Origin of the sequence: Desulfurispirillum indicum S5, from assembly GCF_000177635.2 — a bacterium.
GTDB lineage: Bacteria > Chrysiogenota > Chrysiogenetes > Chrysiogenales > Chrysiogenaceae > Desulfurispirillum > Desulfurispirillum indicum.
Genome location: NC_014836.1, coordinates 925,285 through 942,938, shown reverse-complemented (window position 1 = coordinate 942,938; position 17,654 = coordinate 925,285). Strand labels below are relative to the sequence as shown.

Genomic DNA, 17,654 nt, shown 5'->3' with positions numbered 1-17,654 from the left:
ATGGAAACCAGGGCAGGATCACCGTGTATCGCCATCCGTGCCGACGCCTCCACCGGCATTGGCACCGGGCATGTCATGCGTTGCCTGACCCTGGCCGAAGAACTGCGCCAGCGCGGCGCGAATGTCCACTTTCTCTGTCGCGCCCACCCCGGCCACATGGGCGAAGTCATCCGTGCGCGGGGATTTGCGTTGACGCTCCTGCCGCCCCCGGTGATGCCCTTCGATGCCGATGATTACGCCACCTGGCTGGGCGCTCCCGCCGGGGAGGACGCGCGCCAGACCATGGAAGCTCTGCAGGGCATGGAAGTGGCATGGCTCATCGTGGATCACTACGCCATCGATGAGCACTGGGAGCAGCTGCTGCGTCCGCATACGGCAAAGATTCTGGTCATTGACGATCTGGCCAATCGCCATCATGATTGCGACCTGCTGCTGGATCAGACCTATGGACGCTGCGAAGAGCAATATGGTCCTTTGGTGCCGGAGCACGCCGTGTTCCTGCTGGGCAGCCAGTACGCCCTGCTGCGGGCGGAATTTGCCAGATGGCGGGCGTATAGTCTCAAGCGACGAACCGGCGAAGAGTTCCGGCACCTGCTGGTCACCATGGGTGGTGTTGACGCTGCCAACCATACCAGTCTGGTTCTGACAGCCCTGCGGGGGTGCGAGCTCCCGCCTGATCTGAAAATCACGGTTATCCTCGGCCACGGCTCGCCCCATGTCGACGAGGTTCGCCGTCATGCCGCGAACCTGCCATGGCAGACCGAGGTACGCTGTGGCGTGGGCAACATGGCTGAGCTTCTGGCAGGCAGTGACCTGTGTATTGGGGCGGCGGGCAGTACCACCTGGGAGCGCTGCTGTCTGGGGGTGCCGAGTGTGGTGTATGGATCGGCGGTAAATCAACGGGAAATTCTGGCACAGCTGGGAGAGCATGGCGCCATGCTGGAGATGCGTTCCCTGGACTCGCTGTGCACGGTTCTGATGGAGGCAGTGGCACGGCGTGAAAATCTGAGCCTGCGGGCACGGGAGGTCTGCGATCAGCTCGGGGTGAGTCGCGTTGCTGACCATCTTGTGCCGGTGCCCTGTGAGCGCCAGGATGTGGTACTGCGCAGAGTGCAATGGAGCGACGCGCGACAGCTGTATGAGTGGCAGATCCACCCCCAGACTCGTCGCCATTCCCGCAACAGCGCTCCGCCGACCTGGCAGGAGCACTGTGAGTGGCTGAAGGCCAGGCTGCACAGCCCCTCGAGTTTCATGTACCTGATAGAACAGTCTGGGCTGCCCGTAGGCACGGTGCGCATTGACCTGGTGGATAGCGGCAAGGATCTGTATGAAACCTCCATTTCCCTTGATCCTGACCACTATGGTCAGGGGTTTGCCCAGCAGGCACTGGTTGCCATCAACCGCGCTTTTGCGCAGCTTTCGCTGCTGGCCCATATCAAACCCGAAAATGCTGCTTCCGTGAAACTGTTTTCCCGGTGCGGCTATCGGCAGACGGACGAAACCCATTACCTTCGCGAGGCCCGTCATGACAAATAACGTGCATATCAACGGTCGACCCATTGGCCCCGACAGCCCACCCTATGTGGTGGCGGAGGTTTCGGCCAACCATAACGGCAACCTTGAACGGGCACTGCAGACCATTGCCGCCGCCGCCGACTGTGGTGTGGATGCGGTGAAGATTCAGACCTACACCCCCGACACCCTGACGATCGACTGCGATCTGCCGGATTTTCGTATCCAGGGTGGGCTGTGGGACGGCTATACCCTTTATAAATTGTACCAGTGGGCTCAGACGCCCTTCGAGTGGCATCAGAAGATGTTTGATTTCGCCGCCAGCAAGGGCGTAACCCTTTTCAGCACGCCCTTTGACGAGTCGGCGGTGGATCTGCTTGAGCACCTGCAGGCACCGGCGTACAAGATCGCTTCCTTTGAAGCGGTGGATATTCCCCTGATCCGCTATGTGGCCAGAACGGGTAAACCCATGATCATCTCCACGGGCATGGCCGACGAAGCGGAGATTGGCGAAGCCGTGGAAGCCGCCCGCAGTGGTGGATGCACAGAGCTGATCCTGCTCCACTGCATCAGCTCTTACCCCGCTCCGGTGGAGCAGTCCAATCTGCGCACCATTGCGGATATGGCCGAGCGCTTTGGTGTGGTGGCAGGCCTGTCTGACCACACCCTGGGAACAACGGTCGCCATCGCGGCGGTGGCCCAGGGAGCCTGCTTCATTGAAAAACACTTCACCCTCAGCCGGGCCGACAAAGGGCCCGATTCGGAATTCTCCCTGGAACCCTCTGAGCTCAGGGAGCTTTGCCATGCCTCCCGTCAGGCATGGCTGGCCCTGGGAAAGGCGGGTTACGAGCGCAAAACGGCGGAAGAGGCAAATGTGAAGTTTCGTCGCTCCATCTATGCGGTGAGGGATATTCAGGCTGGTGAGGAGTTTTCCCCTGAGAATATCAGGCGCATTCGGCCCGGTTACGGCCTTGCCCCAAAATACTTTGAGCAGGTGCTTGGGCGAAGGGCCACGCAGGCCATTGTCCGCGGTTCGGCTCTGGATTGGCACATGGTAAGTGGTGACTGAGCAAGACTTTCTATTTCATGGCACCAGTGGTACAGTAGCTGTATAAGTATACGCAATAACAGTCAGTAGTAACGGGAGGCTTCCTTGTCTGCAACACCAAAAATTGTTCCTGCCAATAAAGTCGGATTTGACCAGAATGTCCTCAAGGCCAATATGGATGCCTTGAAGCTCCGCTATCCCGAGCTCTATGAGCAGGTGAAGCGTACGCGAATCACTGACAGGTACGGTGTGTCGCTGTATAAAAATCGCTGGCCCAATCTGCATGTCCGCAAGGGCAAGGAGTATTCGCCCCTGTATGGTTCCGGCCATCCTGAAGAGTTTGCCATCAAGAGTTTTCAGGAGCAGTTCAAGCCCCACAGCAAAAACCTGGTCTTCCTGGGTATCGGGCTCTCCTACCATGCCAACGGATTTTTTCAGAGTGAGGAAAAGGCGGAGACCTTTTCCACCATCTTTGTGGAAAAGGACATTGAACTTTTCAAGATATCCCTGGGCATTTCCAATATAGCTTTCCTGTTTCGCAACCAGAATGCCCATTTTTTCGTGGGGCTGCGGCAGGACGAGAGTTACTCGAAGCTCTGGCGCTATTTTATGGAGAAGCAGTGGATTGTGCTCCATGCCCGTTCCACCTGTGTGATCCTCAACGATGCCCTGTATGAGCACGAGAAGGACTACTACTCGGCAGTGGCGAAGAATCTCATCCACGCCCTCTACCAGAGCTTTATCTTCTTCGGCAACGACCCCTATGACTCGCTGCTGGGTATTGAACACATGTTCCTCAACCTCAAGAGCATTATTCAGCTCCCCGGCGTGAACCTGTTCTTCAACAAGTTCAAGAATATGCCGGCGGTGGTGGCATCCACTGGGCCGAGTCTGAAAAAACAGCTGCCCCTGCTGAAGGAGATCCAGGGCAAGGTGCTGATTCTGGCCCCCGAGGCTTCGCTGCGCGCTCTAACCGATGCCGGTATCCGCCCCAACTTCGTCACCTCCCTGGAACGGGTACCCGGTGTCGAGAAACTGGTCAGCCCCTTTGATTTCGGCGACGACATGCACTATGTACCGGTTCCCGTTGTTGTCCCCGAAGTCTTCGATGCCTGTAACGGCAGCATGTTCATCGGCTACCGGGGCTTTCACCACTTCCGCTGGCTGGGGGTTGATCGCGGTATTCTGTGGATCAAGGGCTCGGCGGGGAACATGTGTTACAACCTGGCCACGGCCTTTGGCTGTAACCCCATCATCGTCATCGGGCAGGACCACGCCTATGGCGAGGACTACCGCACCCACGCTGAAGGCACCATCCATATCGCCGAACAGAAGGTGGACAAGGCGAACCTGGTGAAGCTGCCCGGTTACTACGGGGGCGAAGTGGACAGCACCTGGGTCTGGCAGATGTTCCGCAACCACTATATTACCGACGTGGCCGAGGGCAATACCAAGGGCATCATCACCATCAACGCCACCGAGGGCGGAGCTTCCATTGACGGGGCGGTGCATATTCCCTTTGCCGATGCCATCAGCACCTATGTGGCAAAACGGCAGCCTGAGCGCATTAACGACAAAATCCTGCGCCTGCGCGACAAGTTTTCCGTTGATGTTGACCGCGAAAAGCAGCGCATTCACGCCAAACTCACCCGCGCCATCGGCCTGGCGGAAAAGAATATTCACGAGTTGCTGGAGGGTCTTGATTATACCCGGAAGGTGATTGAGAAATACGCGGACTATGTGTACGAAAGGGTACAGGTGGAAGACCTGGACGCCGCAGAGATACGCAAGGATTACTACGACCTTGAGCAGCTGCGCATCAAAGCCCGCTATACCAAAAACGAGGATTATGTGGCTCTGGTTCTTCACGTGCTGCAACCCTACCTGATCAACTATGAGTCCCAGTACAGCAACATGCCGGCAGCCTATGATAACCCGGCCGAGGGGCAGCTGACAGCAGTGCTCACCTGTGAGGACTACTTCCTCAACGCCATCCACCTGGCCAATATCGCCCGGCGCACCCTGCAGGAGACGAAAGATGCCATGGAACGTCCGACAGCGGTAGTGCTGCCACCGGAGAGTGCGGAAAAGCCTGATGCCTCACTGCTGTGGCGCCAGCACTTCGACAATGAGCTGTGCCTGTGGCGCTTTTCCGCTCACGCAGAAGTGCGTGCTCTGACACCAGCCTATCGCATTGGTGGCAGTCTTTACGAAGAGGGTGCGGGGACCTTTGATGGCTATACCGGAATCCTGCTGCGCAACCGCAACATCTTTGCCCAGGAGCTGCACCTGCTGCTGACCAACCATCCTGAGCACGACAAGCCCTGCAAACTGGCAGGACTGGGTCGGGAGTGGCAGATTGAAGTTGTGCGCCTGCGGCCTGCTTCCGATGATATTCTTATCCGCAGCCATAAGGATAACGCCGTGCTGCTCTGGATTCTGGAGGCAGGGAAACTGTCCCGCATTGTTCAGCTGGGTGAAGTGGCACCTGAGCTTGAGCTGCTGGGAACCGGTGATGTGGATGGCGACGGAGTGGAAGAGATACTCTGGCGCTGTACCCGCAGCCACGAGCTGAGTGCCTGGAAAATCGCACCCGGTTATCTGGAATCTGCCCGGTTGGCCGAGGAGAGCCTGGGTGGCGGTGATGTCATGGGGTATGTGCTTGATCGCGCTGAAGGCGTGTTTAGCGAGATGGTTCTGGCGGAGCTTCCGGCCCGGTCTCAGGTTATCGCTATCGCCGATGTGCGCGGCACTGGCCGGGATGAACTGGTTGTGCGTGACAGCGAAACTGGCGAGGTGCAACTGATCGCTGTGGGTAGTGATGCCAGAGTGAGCACTGGAGTCCTGGGTGACGACCTGAGAGTGGAGGGCAGCGGGGCGTTTCTCGGTAATGGCCGTAAACAGCTCCTCGTGGGCCAGTGCTATGGCGGCGATGTCTTCCTGTGGGACTGGCAGGCAGAGGGCTTTGTCAGTCAGCCCCTTGGCACCCGCCCTGGCTTCTGGATGCCCCAGAGTTCGGTTGCGGCGGAGTAGTCATTCATGAGCAGAATCCTGCCGCTTCTTCTCTTGGCGCTGCTGCTGGTGGGCAGTGCCCAGGCCTTTGTCCGTCACGATCCGGTTCCCGGAGGCGTGGCCCTGGTTCCCCTTTCCGCAGAGAGCGAAAGGGCCGTCCAGATCCTTTTTGGCGATCGGCCGGTGCTGGCCAGCTTCTTTGATGGCGAACTGCGAGCCGTGGTGGGTATTCCCCTGGACGCAAATCCGGGGGAGCACCGCGTCGTGGTGACAATGGACGACGGGCGCGCCCGCTCCTATTTTTTTGAAATTCTGCCCAAGGAGTATCCCGCTCAGCGCATCACCTTGCCCGATGATCGCACAGTACGCCTCTCCGAGGAGGATCTGGCCCGCTTTCATCGGGAGCGGCCACAGATTCTGGCGGCCTTTGCAACGCGCACTGACACATGGCATGTGAGTGAGCCCTCGCTGAGCCTGCCCGTCGCGGGCCGTTTTTCCAGCCCCTTTGGCCTGCGCCGCTATTTCAATGGCGAGCCGCGCAGCCCCCACAGCGGCATTGATATTGCGGCCGCCCAGGGTACCCCGGTGGTTGCGGCCGCTGCTGGCATGGTGGTGGAAGTGGGGGATTACTTTTTCAACGGCAAGACGGTGTTCATTGATCATGGCCATGGGCTGGTGACCATGTACTGCCATCTGCACGAGATTCACGTGAGCACGGGACAACAGGTGGCGCGCGAAGAGGTCATTGGAACTGTCGGGCGCACGGGCCGCGCCACGGGTCCCCATCTGCACTGGACTGTCAGCTTGGGCGATGTGCGGGTTGAGCCGCTGCTCTTTCTGAATTCCCGTGATCTGGGAAGGATTGGGGTCTCTGATCCGTAGTCCGCTTGTTCCTGTTAAATGTTCTACAGGCCCGTGATCAGTTCGCTGGCATGGCAGATGACATTCCATTTTCCGACTCGATCCACTTCTTCCAGAGACTGCTCCAGAAGCCTGAAGTACTGGCGGCGGCTCACCTCCTGTGCGCCAAGATGCTTCAGGTGCTCCGATGGTATCTGGCAGTCCACAAAGTCGAAGCCCCATGCGCGAAGGTGCTTCACCAGGGCGATCATGGCGGTTTTCGAGGCGTTATCCCGCTGGCTGAACATGGATTCTCCAAAGAAGACCTTTCCCAGGGATAATCCGTAGAGCCCGCCGATGAGCAAGCCGTTTTCGTAGACTCCCACACAATGTCCATAGCCCATGTCATGGAGCCGGGAGTAGGCGTCTATGAAGTCCTCGCTGATCCAGGTGCCTTTTTGTCCGGGGCGCAGGGTATTGGCGCACTGGCTGATGATCTGAATGAAGTGCGTATCGAAGCGGATTTCCCATGTTGATCTGCGCAGAAATTTCCGGGTTGAGCGCGATATGCTGAGCTCAGTCAGGGGCAGGATCATGCGTGGGTCCGGAGAGTACCAATAGGGCAGTCCGTCTTCGCTGAACCAGGGGAAGATCCCGCTTCGGTAGGCGTGCAGCAGCCAGTGTGGCAAGAGGCTTCCGCCAATGGCGATGGGTTCATCGCCAGCTCCCTGCAGCGGGTCCGGGAACGCCACGTGCTGCGGGTTCAGGTAGTATACTGGTGGTTCAGCGTGTACGAGGATCATGGGGTACCTCAAGCACCTTCAGAGGAACTCAGAAGGTGATGATATCCAGGGGTTCGGGGATGTGGTAGGAGCCGGCCTTCAGGGTCTGGGCGAGCTCATCGCCGATGACATCCCGATAAGGCGACTTCATGTGTATGGGGTAGAGCATGGCGGGGAGGTTCGAGGTTTTCTCCAGCTCCCGGGCCAGCAGCCCCGGAGTCAGGTGGCCGCTGAGTATGGCCAGCTCTTCCAGGCGATTGGGGAAGGCCACGTCGATGAACATGGCGTCTATGGCATGGGGCAGGTCATTGAGATAGTTCCACAGTTGCATGGTTGGGCCAGTGTCAGTGACGTAGAGCACATGCCTGTTTTCGCAGCAGATATGGATGGCGTAGGTGGGGACACCGTGGGTGACTGGGATAAAACGGAAGCGGCAGGTATCTATGCTGAAGGTTTCCGGTGCTTCATGGTATGCCAGTACCGGGTTTTTGGGTGGGATAGCCGTGAAATCCGGCCAGATGACATTGTTGAAGATGTGTCTGCGCAGGTCGTCGATGACGTTGGCCGGGCTGTGTACTCGGGCGGGTTTGCTGCTGTGGGAACCGTAGGTCATGGCAAGCCCGTCGGCAAAAAACGGCAGCCCTTTGATGTGGTCAAAGTGACAATGGGTGAGGATGATATGTTCGATCTTTTTCTGTCGTTCCAGGGGCAGACTGTCAGTGAGGGCGCCCGCGTCCAGGGCAATGGTTTGGTTCAGCAGCAGGCACATTCCACTTTTCCCGGGGGCGATGGAGTCGTGCATCCCCAGAATCTCAATCTGCATATCTATCTCCCTTTGCTTCCTGGTTTTGCGGCATTCTTCCGTTATTGCCTATTTCCGTTGTGAGGTCAAGGATAATATGGCGGAAACAGGAGGAAATGTCACTTCAGGTAAAAGTATCCGAAAATTGACACTGGATCTTCCGCTGAATTTGCCGGACTGACTCAGGCATTGTCGCCGACCGGTTCTGCGGAAAAGCACATCAGCTGCTGGGAGAGTACATCGGCCAGCAGGCACAGGGATGTGGGAGCCGTGCAGACTTTGATGGCGTGCTCAAAGTCCGAGGCCAGAGACGTAAACTGGTCCAGTTCATTGGGCAGGGTGTCAATCCACTGTTCACGGAAAGTTACTTCTTTGCGTTCGGGGAAGATGGCCACGTAAAAAATTTCACTCTCCACCAGATCCTGAAAGAAATGGGTCCCAAAGGATAGCTCGGGTATGAAGCCGCCCCGTTCCCAGCCGACCTCAGCAAGAATCGCCATGTTGCTGATCTCGGAGAAGCTTACGGGTACGCCCAGGGAGGGGGTGGTGGTGCCCCAGCGTCCTGGTCCCAGCAGCAGTGTGGGCTCTTCCGTGCGGCTGGTGACGGCATTGATTTCGCCGACTATTTTCGACAGTTCGTGTTTCTGGGCCAGGGAAAGTTCATGATATGCCTGGGGATAGACGATGATGATGCGCTTGATGTCACAGCAGATACTGCCACCCACGAAGTTGCCCTGCTGGCGCAGGAAGATGTGGGAGTCGGGGATGTCCCTGGGAATATCGATGCGTTGCCCCAGGCGCCGTGTCTGCAGAGGTCGGCACTGGACGATATTCAGGCAGTAGCTGCCATCGGCGCGGAAGTTGACAGTGAACTCAATATCCACGGGGTACTGATACACCTTCTCCAGGGTCTGCATGGCCTTCTGCATGCGCTCAGCGAAGTCGGTGTCTGCCAGCATGGGGTCAAAGGTGGGTATCCAGTTGATGTGGGGCTGGGAGAGCTTGCCCTTGCGTGAGATGGTGCGCCGTTCACGCAGGGCGATCTTCTCGAGGGCATGCTCCATCTGCTTCTGGGTCAGGGACTGGAAGGGCACCGTGCGCAGGTCATTGGCGTTGAGATCAAGGACATCCACATCCTTCTGGGCGTAGCGACGGGTGTCCTCGCCTTCATGATACGGCTTCTTGCCGGGGTGGTCCAGGGCGACTAGGCGCGCGTAGTCGCCTTCAGCGCGATCAACGGCCCTGGTCCCCAGTCCCGCCACCAGGCGCAGCATACCGGCCTGGGGATCCATGGCGCTGTCCCAGACGAAGGTGTTGTAGGAAATGCCTACGCCGGCGGCATCAGGGAAATAGTAATGCCCTTGGTAGGAGCCGATAACCCGCTGCACCAGCAGTCCCATCTGCTCATCCTGCTCAATCAGCCCGCGTTTGCGCCTGTAGACAAGGGCATCGCCGCCGATGGTGCTGGAGTAGATGCGCCTGACAATATCCTCGAAATGTTCAAGGCGCTCTTCCGGAGATATCTCCTGGTTGGCGAGGAAAAAGCTGTCATACTTTCCAGCGAAGGCGTTGCCGAAGCCATCTTCCAGGAGACTCGAAGAGCGCACGATAATGGGGTATTGTCCATAGTATTCGAGCATGGTTTCAAATTCCTGGCGAATCGCCGTGGGGAATTTTCCGTGCATGATGCGGGCACGCAGCTGCTGCGCGGCCGGACTGTTGTGGTCCTCGTGCTCCTTATGCTCCATGAAGAGGCTCCAGCAGTCGTTGTGGATGAGGTACCAGTAGTAAAGGTTGGAGCCGATAAAGTACGAATCATGGGGTTCAAGGGCATGCTGCCAGTAGTCTGGATCGCTTTGAGTAAGTATGTTGCTGGCCAGCAGCATGCCTGTGGTTTTGCCGCCGATAAAGCCGGTTCCAATCATGCGACGTTTAAACGCCAGCAGGTCGGCCAGTGAAAAGTACTGGTGGGCCAGCTGAAGCACGCGTTCGTCTTTACCCATGAGATGGCGGCACAGGTGAACGACCATGCGCTTCTGCTCTTCTTCGGGTCCACCGTTGCTCAGAAGTTCTTCCGCTTTCAGGAAGAGCAGTTGCCAGTGATCCAGCTGGCGGGTGACGTCCCGTGTTCCTTCCAGGACGCGGCTCATGAGGGAGGTGGCTTCGTAACTGCGGGCCAGGGGGACAAACTCGCCGCCCTGGTCGCGGTGGGGCAGGAACATGGTCGGCGAGTGTCGCTGCCAGACTTTCAGGGGGTGAACATAGTGGCTCCCCTGATGGTTGTACAGGTTCAGGAAGACCTGAGTGGTTTTGCGGATGCGCTGCATGGTGTCAAGGCTGTGGCTCTGGCTGCGTACGGCGAAGTAGGCTACGGTGTCCAGGGAGAGCAGGTAGGGGCAGGTGATCTGGAAGAAGTTTCCTACCATATAGTCTGTTGCCCAGGCGGATATGAGGTCTGAGAGGCAGTCGAAGACATAGATGACACCCCGTCCCCGTGAGGTGAGCACCCGGTGCACTTCCGTGGCAAAGGGCTCAAAACCCAGCCTGGGGTTGAGTTCCACTATCTCCACATCCGTGCAGGGCTCAATCAGGAGCTCTCCGCTGCCAAAGCGCATGTAGACAATTTTGCGCCCCTGTTGGCGGGAGCGTTCGACAAATTGCCCCACGAAGTGGCGATAACTGCTGAGTTCGTCGACCTTCCAGACAACATTGTCACCGAGGCGCAGGTGATCAAGAATAAGGTCAAGTCCATTATTGCCAGTAGATATTTTCTCACGAAGTGCGTAACTCATTATTGTGCTCCGGTTTAAGATATGGTGTATTTGTCATAATGACAAAACGGACACTTTTGACACTTATTACATTTCCATTGCAAGTCTTGTGATGATTGTATACAATCATATCCTTCGTGTCAGGAAAGTGACCATTGCAGGCAGTTATCCTGTCCACTTTACCCCAATTACCGGCTGCGGGAAAGTTCATTTGCCCCGGTCCGTATCTGCGCCTCCGATTCTGTGCCAGCGGGGAAGGGCTTTTCTCTTCAGACACGACATCTCACTTCCAGGAGGAGTCATTTATGCCCGATGTTCGAGAAACCATTGAGACAATTTACCAGCAGGTCATTACCCGCAATCCAGGGGAAACGGAGTTTCACCAGGCGGTAAATGAGGTTCTGGAGTCCCTGTCAGTTGTATTGGTCAAGTATCCGGAGTACGCCGATCAGCGCATCATCGAACGCATCTGCGAACCTGAGCGCCAGATCATCTTCCGCGTTCCCTGGACCGATGACAAGGGCGACATTCACATCAACCGCGGCTTCCGCGTCGAATTCAACAGCGCCCTTGGGCCCTATAAGGGAGGGCTGCGTTTCCACCCTTCCGTGTATCTTGGAATTATCAAGTTTCTCGGATTTGAGCAGATCTTCAAGAACGCTCTGACGGGTTTGCCCATCGGCGGCGGCAAAGGTGGCTCCGACTTTGATCCCAAGGGACGCTCCGATGGAGAGATCATGCGCTTCTGCCAGAGCTTCATGACAGAGCTCTATCGCCATATCGGGCAGTACACCGACGTGCCTGCTGGTGATATCGGCGTGGGTGGCCGTGAAATTGGGTATATGTTCGGTCAGTACAAGCGCATTACCAACCGTTATGAGTCGGGGGTACTGACGGGCAAGGGTATGTGCTACGGTGGTTCTCAGGTGCGTACCGAGGCGACGGGGTATGGCACGGTCTTCTTTGTGGATGAAATGCTCAAGGCCCATAAGGATGGCTTTGAAGGGAAGAGGGTACTGGTTTCCGGCTCCGGCAACGTGGCCATCTACGCTACCGAGAAGGTTCACGAGCTGGGGGGCAAGGTTATTGCCTGCTCCGACTCCAATGGTGTCATTATTGACGAAAAAGGTATCAACCTGGAGCTTGTGCAACAGCTGAAAGAGGTGGAGCGTCGTCGCATCAAGGACTACACCAAGTACGAAACTGATGCCCGCTATATCGAGAAGGGTAATATCTGGGATGTCCCCTGTGATATCGCCCTGCCCTGCGCAACTCAGAACGAGATCAACACCAAGGATGCCAAGACCCTGGTGAAAAACGGCTGCATCGCCATAGGTGAAGGGGCGAATATGCCCACCTCCCCTGGTGGTATCAAGGTCTTCCAGGACGCGAAAATTCTCTACGGCCCAGGCAAGGCGGCAAACGCCGGTGGTGTTGCCACTTCCGCGCTGGAAATGCAGCAGAACGCCAGCCGCGATTCCTGGACCTTTGAGTACACGGAAGAGCGCCTGCAGCAGATTATGAAGAACATTCACCGTGACTGTTTTGAAACTGCCGAAGAATTCGGCGAGCCCGGCAACTATGTCATGGGTGCCAATGTGGCTGGTTTCATCCGTGTTGCCGATTCCATGATGGCGCTGGGCGTTGTCTGAGCCTTGCCATTTCCATGCAGCTTTTCAGAAGCCACCCTGCGGGGTGGCTTCTGTCTTTATCCCTTCTGGTTCCATATTCTTGGTGAATGCCTTGTCGCTTTTTGCTAGAGTGTTTCTGTTTTGTGATCGAACTCTCGGGTTTCACAGGAGGTTGCTCTATGGCTATCGAAATCAGGAAAATTGCCATTTCCACGGGCGGGGGGGACTGTCCGGGGCTGAACGCGGTTATCAGGGCTGTGGTGCGAACCGCAAACATCAAATATGGCTGGGAAGTTGTCGGTATCAAGGATGGCCTGCAGGGCGTCATGGATACGACCACCAAGCTGATTCCCCTGAATCGCCATAATGTGGCGGGTTTTCTGCAGAAAGGCGGCACGGTTCTGGGCACCACCAACCGTGGAAACCCTTTTGAAATCAAACAGGAAATAGATGGCCGCATGCAGACGGTGGATATCAGCGACGCGGTCGTGGAAAATATCCGCCGGGAGCATATAGACGCCGTGGTCGGTATCGGTGGCGATGGCACCATGCTGATCATGAATCAGTTGTACAAGAAGGGTATACCCATCGTGGGAGTGCCGAAGACCATTGATAACGACCTGCTTTCCACCGATGTCACCTTTGGTTTTGATACGGCGGTGGCCATTGCCACCGATGCTCTGGATCGCCTGCAGACAACGGCAGCCAGCCATCACCGGGTGATGGTCGTTGAGCTGATGGGCCGCTATGCGGGCTGGATTGCCCTGCACAGCGGTATTGCTGGTGGGGCTGAAGTGATTCTCATCCCCGAGATTCCCTATAATATAGAACGTGTCTGCGATGTGATCCGGCAGCGCATGAAGCGCGAAGGCTTTTCCATCGTCGTGGTGGCTGAAGGGGCCAAGCCGGTTGGGGGAAGTCACTCGGTCCTCCATGAGGGTGGTCAGGGCGCGGTGGAGCGCCTGGGAGGCGTCGCCTATAAGGTGGCCGAGGAAATAGAGCACTTTACCGGAGCTGAAGTGCGCACCACCGTGCTTGGCCATGTGCAGCGGGGGGGGGCGCCGACGGCCTACGACAGGGTACTTTCTACTCGCTTCGGGGTGGCGGCAGCCGATCTGATCCACGAGGGGAACTTCGGTCGCATGGTGACCCTGCGTGGAACGGAAATCTGCGATGTGACCTTTGAGGAGGCCATAGAGAATCTGAAGTTCGTTGATCCCGACGGGCAGCTGGTACGCGCTGCTGAGGAGATCGGCGTCTGCCTGGGACGCTGAGGTGTCCGAATACCTGTGCGATTACCATGTGGATATTCCCGCCGAGCTGATTGCCCAGGAGCCCTTGGCGCAGCGTGATGCCAGCCGCCTGCTGGTGCTGTCCCGTGCACTGGCGCCAGCCATCGTCGGTGAAAGTACGTTCAGCCGGCTGTCCGAGTATCTGCGGCCCGGCGACCTGCTGGTCTTTAACGATACCCGAGTGATTCCGGCACGCTTGAAGGGCCGGAAATCAACTGGCGGGGCGGTGGAGATTTTTCTGGTTGAGCCCTGCGCTCCCCGGTGCTGGCGTGTCCTGACCAGGGGGAAAAAACTGGTTCCAGGTACCCTGGTTCATATTGGCGATGGGGTTGAGGCGGTGATTGAGGAGCGGGATGGGGAGATGGCCGTCGCCCGCTTCAGTGTTGATGATCAGGAATTGTTTGCCTGCGGGGCCATTCCCCTGCCACCTTACATCAAGCGAGAAGCCGACAGCCGTGACAACCAGCGTTATCAGTCAGTCTTTGCCGCCCGCGATGGGGCGGTAGCGGCCCCTACGGCATCACTGCACTTTACGTCTGCCATTGTGGAGGGGCTGCGCCAGCGTGGGGTGCGCACTGCCACCATCACGCTGCACGTGGGGCTGGGCACCTTTTTGCCTGTGAAAAGTGAGCGCATTGACGAACATCGCATGCACTCCGAACACTTTCACGTGCCGGCGCAGACCCTGGATCTGGTTGCGGACACCCGTCGCTCAGGTGGTCGTGTCATTGCCGTGGGAACAACAGTGGTGCGCGCGCTGGAAAGCTGCTTTGGCCATACTCCGTTGCGAACAGGGGGCTCCACCGATATTTTTATCCGTCCGGGCTACTCATTTGCCGTGATTGATGGTATGGTAACAAACTTTCATCTGCCTGACTCCACCCTGATCCTTCTGGTCAGTGCATTTTACGGGCGTGAAAATATCCAGCAGATCTATCAGTATGCCGTGAGCCAGCGTTACCGTTTTTTCAGTTATGGTGACGGCATGCTCTTTCTGCCGTAGTGGGTGGGCCACCTGTGAACAAGATTGAAATACTCCTCGATGTCAGCAATATTATTCTCGATTCATCCTGCCACGAGAACGCCCTTTCCGAGATAACAACTTATCTGAAACGCGAACTCAAAAGCGACGTCTGTTCCATATATCTCCAGAGTCGTTCCAGTGAGAGCATTCTGACGCTGGCTGCCACCGAGGGTCTGCGTCAGGAGGCGGTGGGGCAGGTCAGCATGGCTGCCGATGAAGGTCTGACGGGCCTCGCCTTCCGCAGCAACACCTATACCTTTATCCGTGACGCTTCCCACCACCCCCAGTTCAAGTACTTCCCCGGTATTGGTGAAGAGCCTTTCCGCACCTTTATCGGCATTCCGCTGAAAAGCAGGTTGAACACGTTTGGCGTCCTGGTCTTTCAGTTCAAAAATCGCAAAAACAACACCAGGATACAGGAGAAGCTGTTGACGGCCATTGCCGCCCAGGTTTCCGGCCTGGTGCTGCGTCACTACATGGTGGAGGGCTCTGCCCAGGCAGACGAAGGAAAAGATCCCCATCAGGAAGTGCTTTTACAGGGCGTTCCCCTGGCCGAGGGCATTGCCATCGGCCACCCGGTTCGCATTATCTACCGCTTCATTGAAAGCGCCGTGGGCAAGGTTGATCCGGTGGTGGAGCTGCAGGCGTTCGAGAAAGCCAGTGTCAAGACAGCCGATGACCTGAGGGAGCTGGCGGAAAAAATGGAAAAGCGCGGCGCGGCGGCGGAGTCGGAGATATTCCACACCCACCTGCTGATGCTTGAAGACAGCAGCTTTAAAAAAGAAGTGCAGCGTCATATCAATGAGCATGGCAAGAGCGCGGCTTTCTCCGTGCGCCATGTGGCCGATAAGCTGATTGAAAAGTTCACCTCATTCCAGGATCCGTACCTGCGCGAGCGGGCTGCTGATATTGAGGATATCTGCCAGCGCCTGATGACTCACCTGGGGGTGCTCAGCCGAAAAGCGCAGCTGCAGGCGGACAGCATTATTATTTCCGACCGGCTGACCCCTGGGGAGACGGCTTCCCTTGACCTGGAAAAAGTCGAAGCCTTTGTCACCGAGAAGGATGGTGCCACTTCCCATACGGCCATACTGGCGAAGAACCGCCAGATCCCTGCGGTTACCGGGATTCCGAAGCTCTTTGAAGCGACGGAGTACGCGCGCCAGTTGATCGTGGATGGGTATCAGGGTCTGGTAATCGTCAATCCCCAGCCCGCGACCGTGGAGCAGTACACTCGCCAGCAGCAGTCGAGCCAGCGCCGCCGTGACCGCGACAGTCGTCGTGAGACTCCCCTGGGGCCCATTCTCCTTCCGGATGGCGATGAAATCATATTTTACGCCAATGTCTCCAGTGTGCTGGATGCCCAGCGGGCGGAGCAGGATCACGCCAGTGGTATCGGTCTGGTGCGTACGGAAATATTTTATCTGCAGCATGATGGCGACTGGAAATATGAGCAGCAGGTGGAAGTGTATCGTCAGATCGTCAATATCTACTCGCGGGGGCCGGTGATCTTCCGTCTCTTCGACATCGGTTCTGATAAAAAGAGCACCCGTGAAATCAAAGAGGACAACCCGGCCCTCGGTTATCGTGGTGCGCGGCTGCTGCTGGGAGAGCCCGATTTTCTGCTGGAGCAGGTTAAGGCTCTGCTCCACGTTATTGCTGAGTATCGCCGCGAACATGAGCCCCGGGATATTAATATTCTCGTTCCCTTTATTTCCGAGCCATCGGAGTTTTTCCGTATACGGGATGTGATCGAGGCTCAGTGCCGCACCATGGAACTGGAGGTGCCGCGCGTCGGAGTCATGCTGGAGATCCCGTCCGCTGTATTCTGCATGGATGAGCTGGCTACCCGGGCCGACTATTTCAGTATCGGCACCAACGACCTCTTCCAGTATTTCTTTGCCCTTGATCGCACAGACCCAAAGGTCAGCAGTTTTTATGACCCTAACAGCCAGGCGTTTCTCCGCCTGCTGGAGATGATCGTTACCGCGACGCAGCGCCTGAATATTCCCGTGGAAATCTGTGGGGAGATCGCCACGGACCGCGCCATGCTGCGTCACCTTATTGATCTTGGCTTTCGCACCTTCAGTGTCAACCCCTACGTCATCAATGGGTTGAAGCGATTTGTCCAGCGCGAGTATGCGCCGGTGAAGTAACTTTCTCTTGACAGTCAATCGATAATCAGTATCATTAACACTATAACATCTTTTTTGGAGGTATATATGAGCCTTGTAAGCAAGCAGGCCCCTGTCTTCAGTGCCGAAGCCGTTTCGAATATGGAATTCACCAAAGTCAACCTGGAAAGCTACCGTGGCAAGTGGGTGATGCTCTTTTTCTACCCCCTTGACTTCACCTTTGTCTGTCCCACCGAGATCACGGCCATTTCCGACCGTGTTGGTGAGTTTAAGCAGCGTGGTGTCGAAGTACTGGGCGTTTCCACTGACAGTAAGTTTTCCCATCTGGCCTGGGAGCAGCAGCCGCGCTCCGAAGGCGGACTCGGAAAGATAGAGTATCCGCTGATTGCTGATTTCACCAAGCAGATCAGCTCCGACTATGGCATTCTCCTGCCCGGTGGCATGGCTCTGAGGGCCACGTATATCATTGATCCCGAAGGGGTGGTTCAGTTTGAGCTGGTTCATGACCTGGGCATCGGCCGCAATGTTGATGAGATCCTGCGCAGTATTGATGCCCTGCAGTACACCAAGAAGCATGGTGAAGTGTGCCCGGCTGGCTGGACTCCCGGCAAGGACACCATTGTCCCAGATGTAAGCAGATCCAAGGAATTTTTCAAAAATAATAACTGAAGCAGGATGACTTTCAGGGCCCGCAGACGTAGTCTGCGGGCCTTTTTTTGGTGGCAGGTTTACAGTTACACGGAAATCAAGTATGTGTAGTGCTTCTTCAACAGGCTGCTGAAAAAATATCTGCGGCGCTGTCCGC

Annotated in this window: 12 protein-coding genes; 9 read left to right on the top strand and 3 right to left on the bottom strand. The window is 56.8% G+C overall.

Annotated elements, in window-relative coordinates:
- From pseG to SELIN_RS04445, 4 genes are all read left to right on the top strand, one after another.
- Positions 1-1,536 carry a UDP-2,4-diacetamido-2,4,6-trideoxy-beta-L-altropyranose hydrolase gene (gene pseG, locus SELIN_RS13805; protein WP_013505496.1) on the top strand — a complete coding sequence of 512 codons (1,536 nt, stop codon included), beginning with the start codon at positions 1-3 and terminating at the stop codon, positions 1,534-1,536.
- Positions 1,526-2,581 (top strand): pseudaminic acid synthase, encoded by a 1,056-nt coding sequence (gene pseI / locus SELIN_RS04455; protein WP_013505495.1) that lies wholly within the window; start codon positions 1,526-1,528, stop codon positions 2,579-2,581. The genes pseG and pseI overlap by 11 nt, the downstream gene beginning before the upstream one ends.
- A gap of 84 nt (positions 2,582-2,665) precedes the next feature.
- Positions 2,666-5,593, top strand: coding sequence for a motility associated factor glycosyltransferase family protein (locus SELIN_RS04450; RefSeq protein WP_013505494.1), 2,928 nt, complete (start codon positions 2,666-2,668; stop codon positions 5,591-5,593).
- Positions 5,594-5,599: 6 nt separating this feature from the next.
- Entirely contained in the window at positions 5,600-6,454 is an 855-nt protein-coding gene (locus SELIN_RS04445; RefSeq protein ID WP_013505493.1) for a peptidoglycan DD-metalloendopeptidase family protein, read from the top strand.
- A 23-nt stretch (positions 6,455-6,477) separates the two neighbouring features.
- Here the strand turns inward: SELIN_RS04445 and aat are convergent, their stop codons facing one another.
- From aat to SELIN_RS04430, 3 genes are all read right to left on the bottom strand, one after another.
- Positions 6,478-7,215 carry a leucyl/phenylalanyl-tRNA--protein transferase gene (aat, locus tag SELIN_RS04440; protein WP_013505492.1) on the bottom strand — a complete coding sequence of 246 codons (738 nt, stop codon included), beginning with the start codon at positions 7,213-7,215 and terminating at the stop codon, positions 6,478-6,480.
- Positions 7,216-7,243: 28 nt separating this feature from the next.
- Positions 7,244-8,017 (bottom strand): MBL fold metallo-hydrolase, encoded by a 774-nt coding sequence (locus SELIN_RS04435; protein ID WP_013505491.1) that lies wholly within the window; start codon positions 8,015-8,017, stop codon positions 7,244-7,246.
- Between the two features lie 161 nt (positions 8,018-8,178).
- The gene (locus SELIN_RS04430; protein ID WP_013505490.1) at positions 8,179-10,788 is read right to left on the bottom strand and encodes a PEP/pyruvate-binding domain-containing protein; all 2,610 of its coding nucleotides are present in this window, start codon (positions 10,786-10,788) and stop codon (positions 8,179-8,181) included.
- Positions 10,789-11,072: 284 nt separating this feature from the next.
- Here SELIN_RS04430 and gdhA point away from each other — a divergent pair, with 284 nt between their 5' ends.
- From gdhA to SELIN_RS04405, 5 genes are all read left to right on the top strand, one after another.
- Entirely contained in the window at positions 11,073-12,419 is a 1,347-nt protein-coding gene (gene gdhA / locus SELIN_RS04425) for an NADP-specific glutamate dehydrogenase (protein ID WP_013505489.1), read from the top strand.
- A gap of 158 nt (positions 12,420-12,577) precedes the next feature.
- Positions 12,578-13,672: a 6-phosphofructokinase gene (locus tag SELIN_RS04420; RefSeq protein WP_013505488.1), complete on the top strand. Its 1,095-nt coding sequence runs from the start codon at positions 12,578-12,580 to the stop codon at positions 13,670-13,672.
- 1 nt (position 13,673) lies between these two features.
- The gene (gene queA, locus SELIN_RS04415) at positions 13,674-14,693 is read left to right on the top strand and encodes a tRNA preQ1(34) S-adenosylmethionine ribosyltransferase-isomerase QueA (protein WP_013505487.1); all 1,020 of its coding nucleotides are present in this window, start codon (positions 13,674-13,676) and stop codon (positions 14,691-14,693) included.
- 14 nt (positions 14,694-14,707) lie between these two features.
- A complete protein-coding gene (gene ptsP / locus SELIN_RS04410; protein ID WP_013505486.1) occupies positions 14,708-16,870 on the top strand; it encodes a phosphoenolpyruvate--protein phosphotransferase in 2,163 nt (720 codons plus the stop codon).
- Positions 16,871-16,936: 66 nt separating this feature from the next.
- Positions 16,937-17,518 carry a peroxiredoxin gene (locus SELIN_RS04405; protein WP_013505485.1) on the top strand — a complete coding sequence of 194 codons (582 nt, stop codon included), beginning with the start codon at positions 16,937-16,939 and terminating at the stop codon, positions 17,516-17,518.
- Positions 17,519-17,654: the final 136 nt, after the last annotated feature.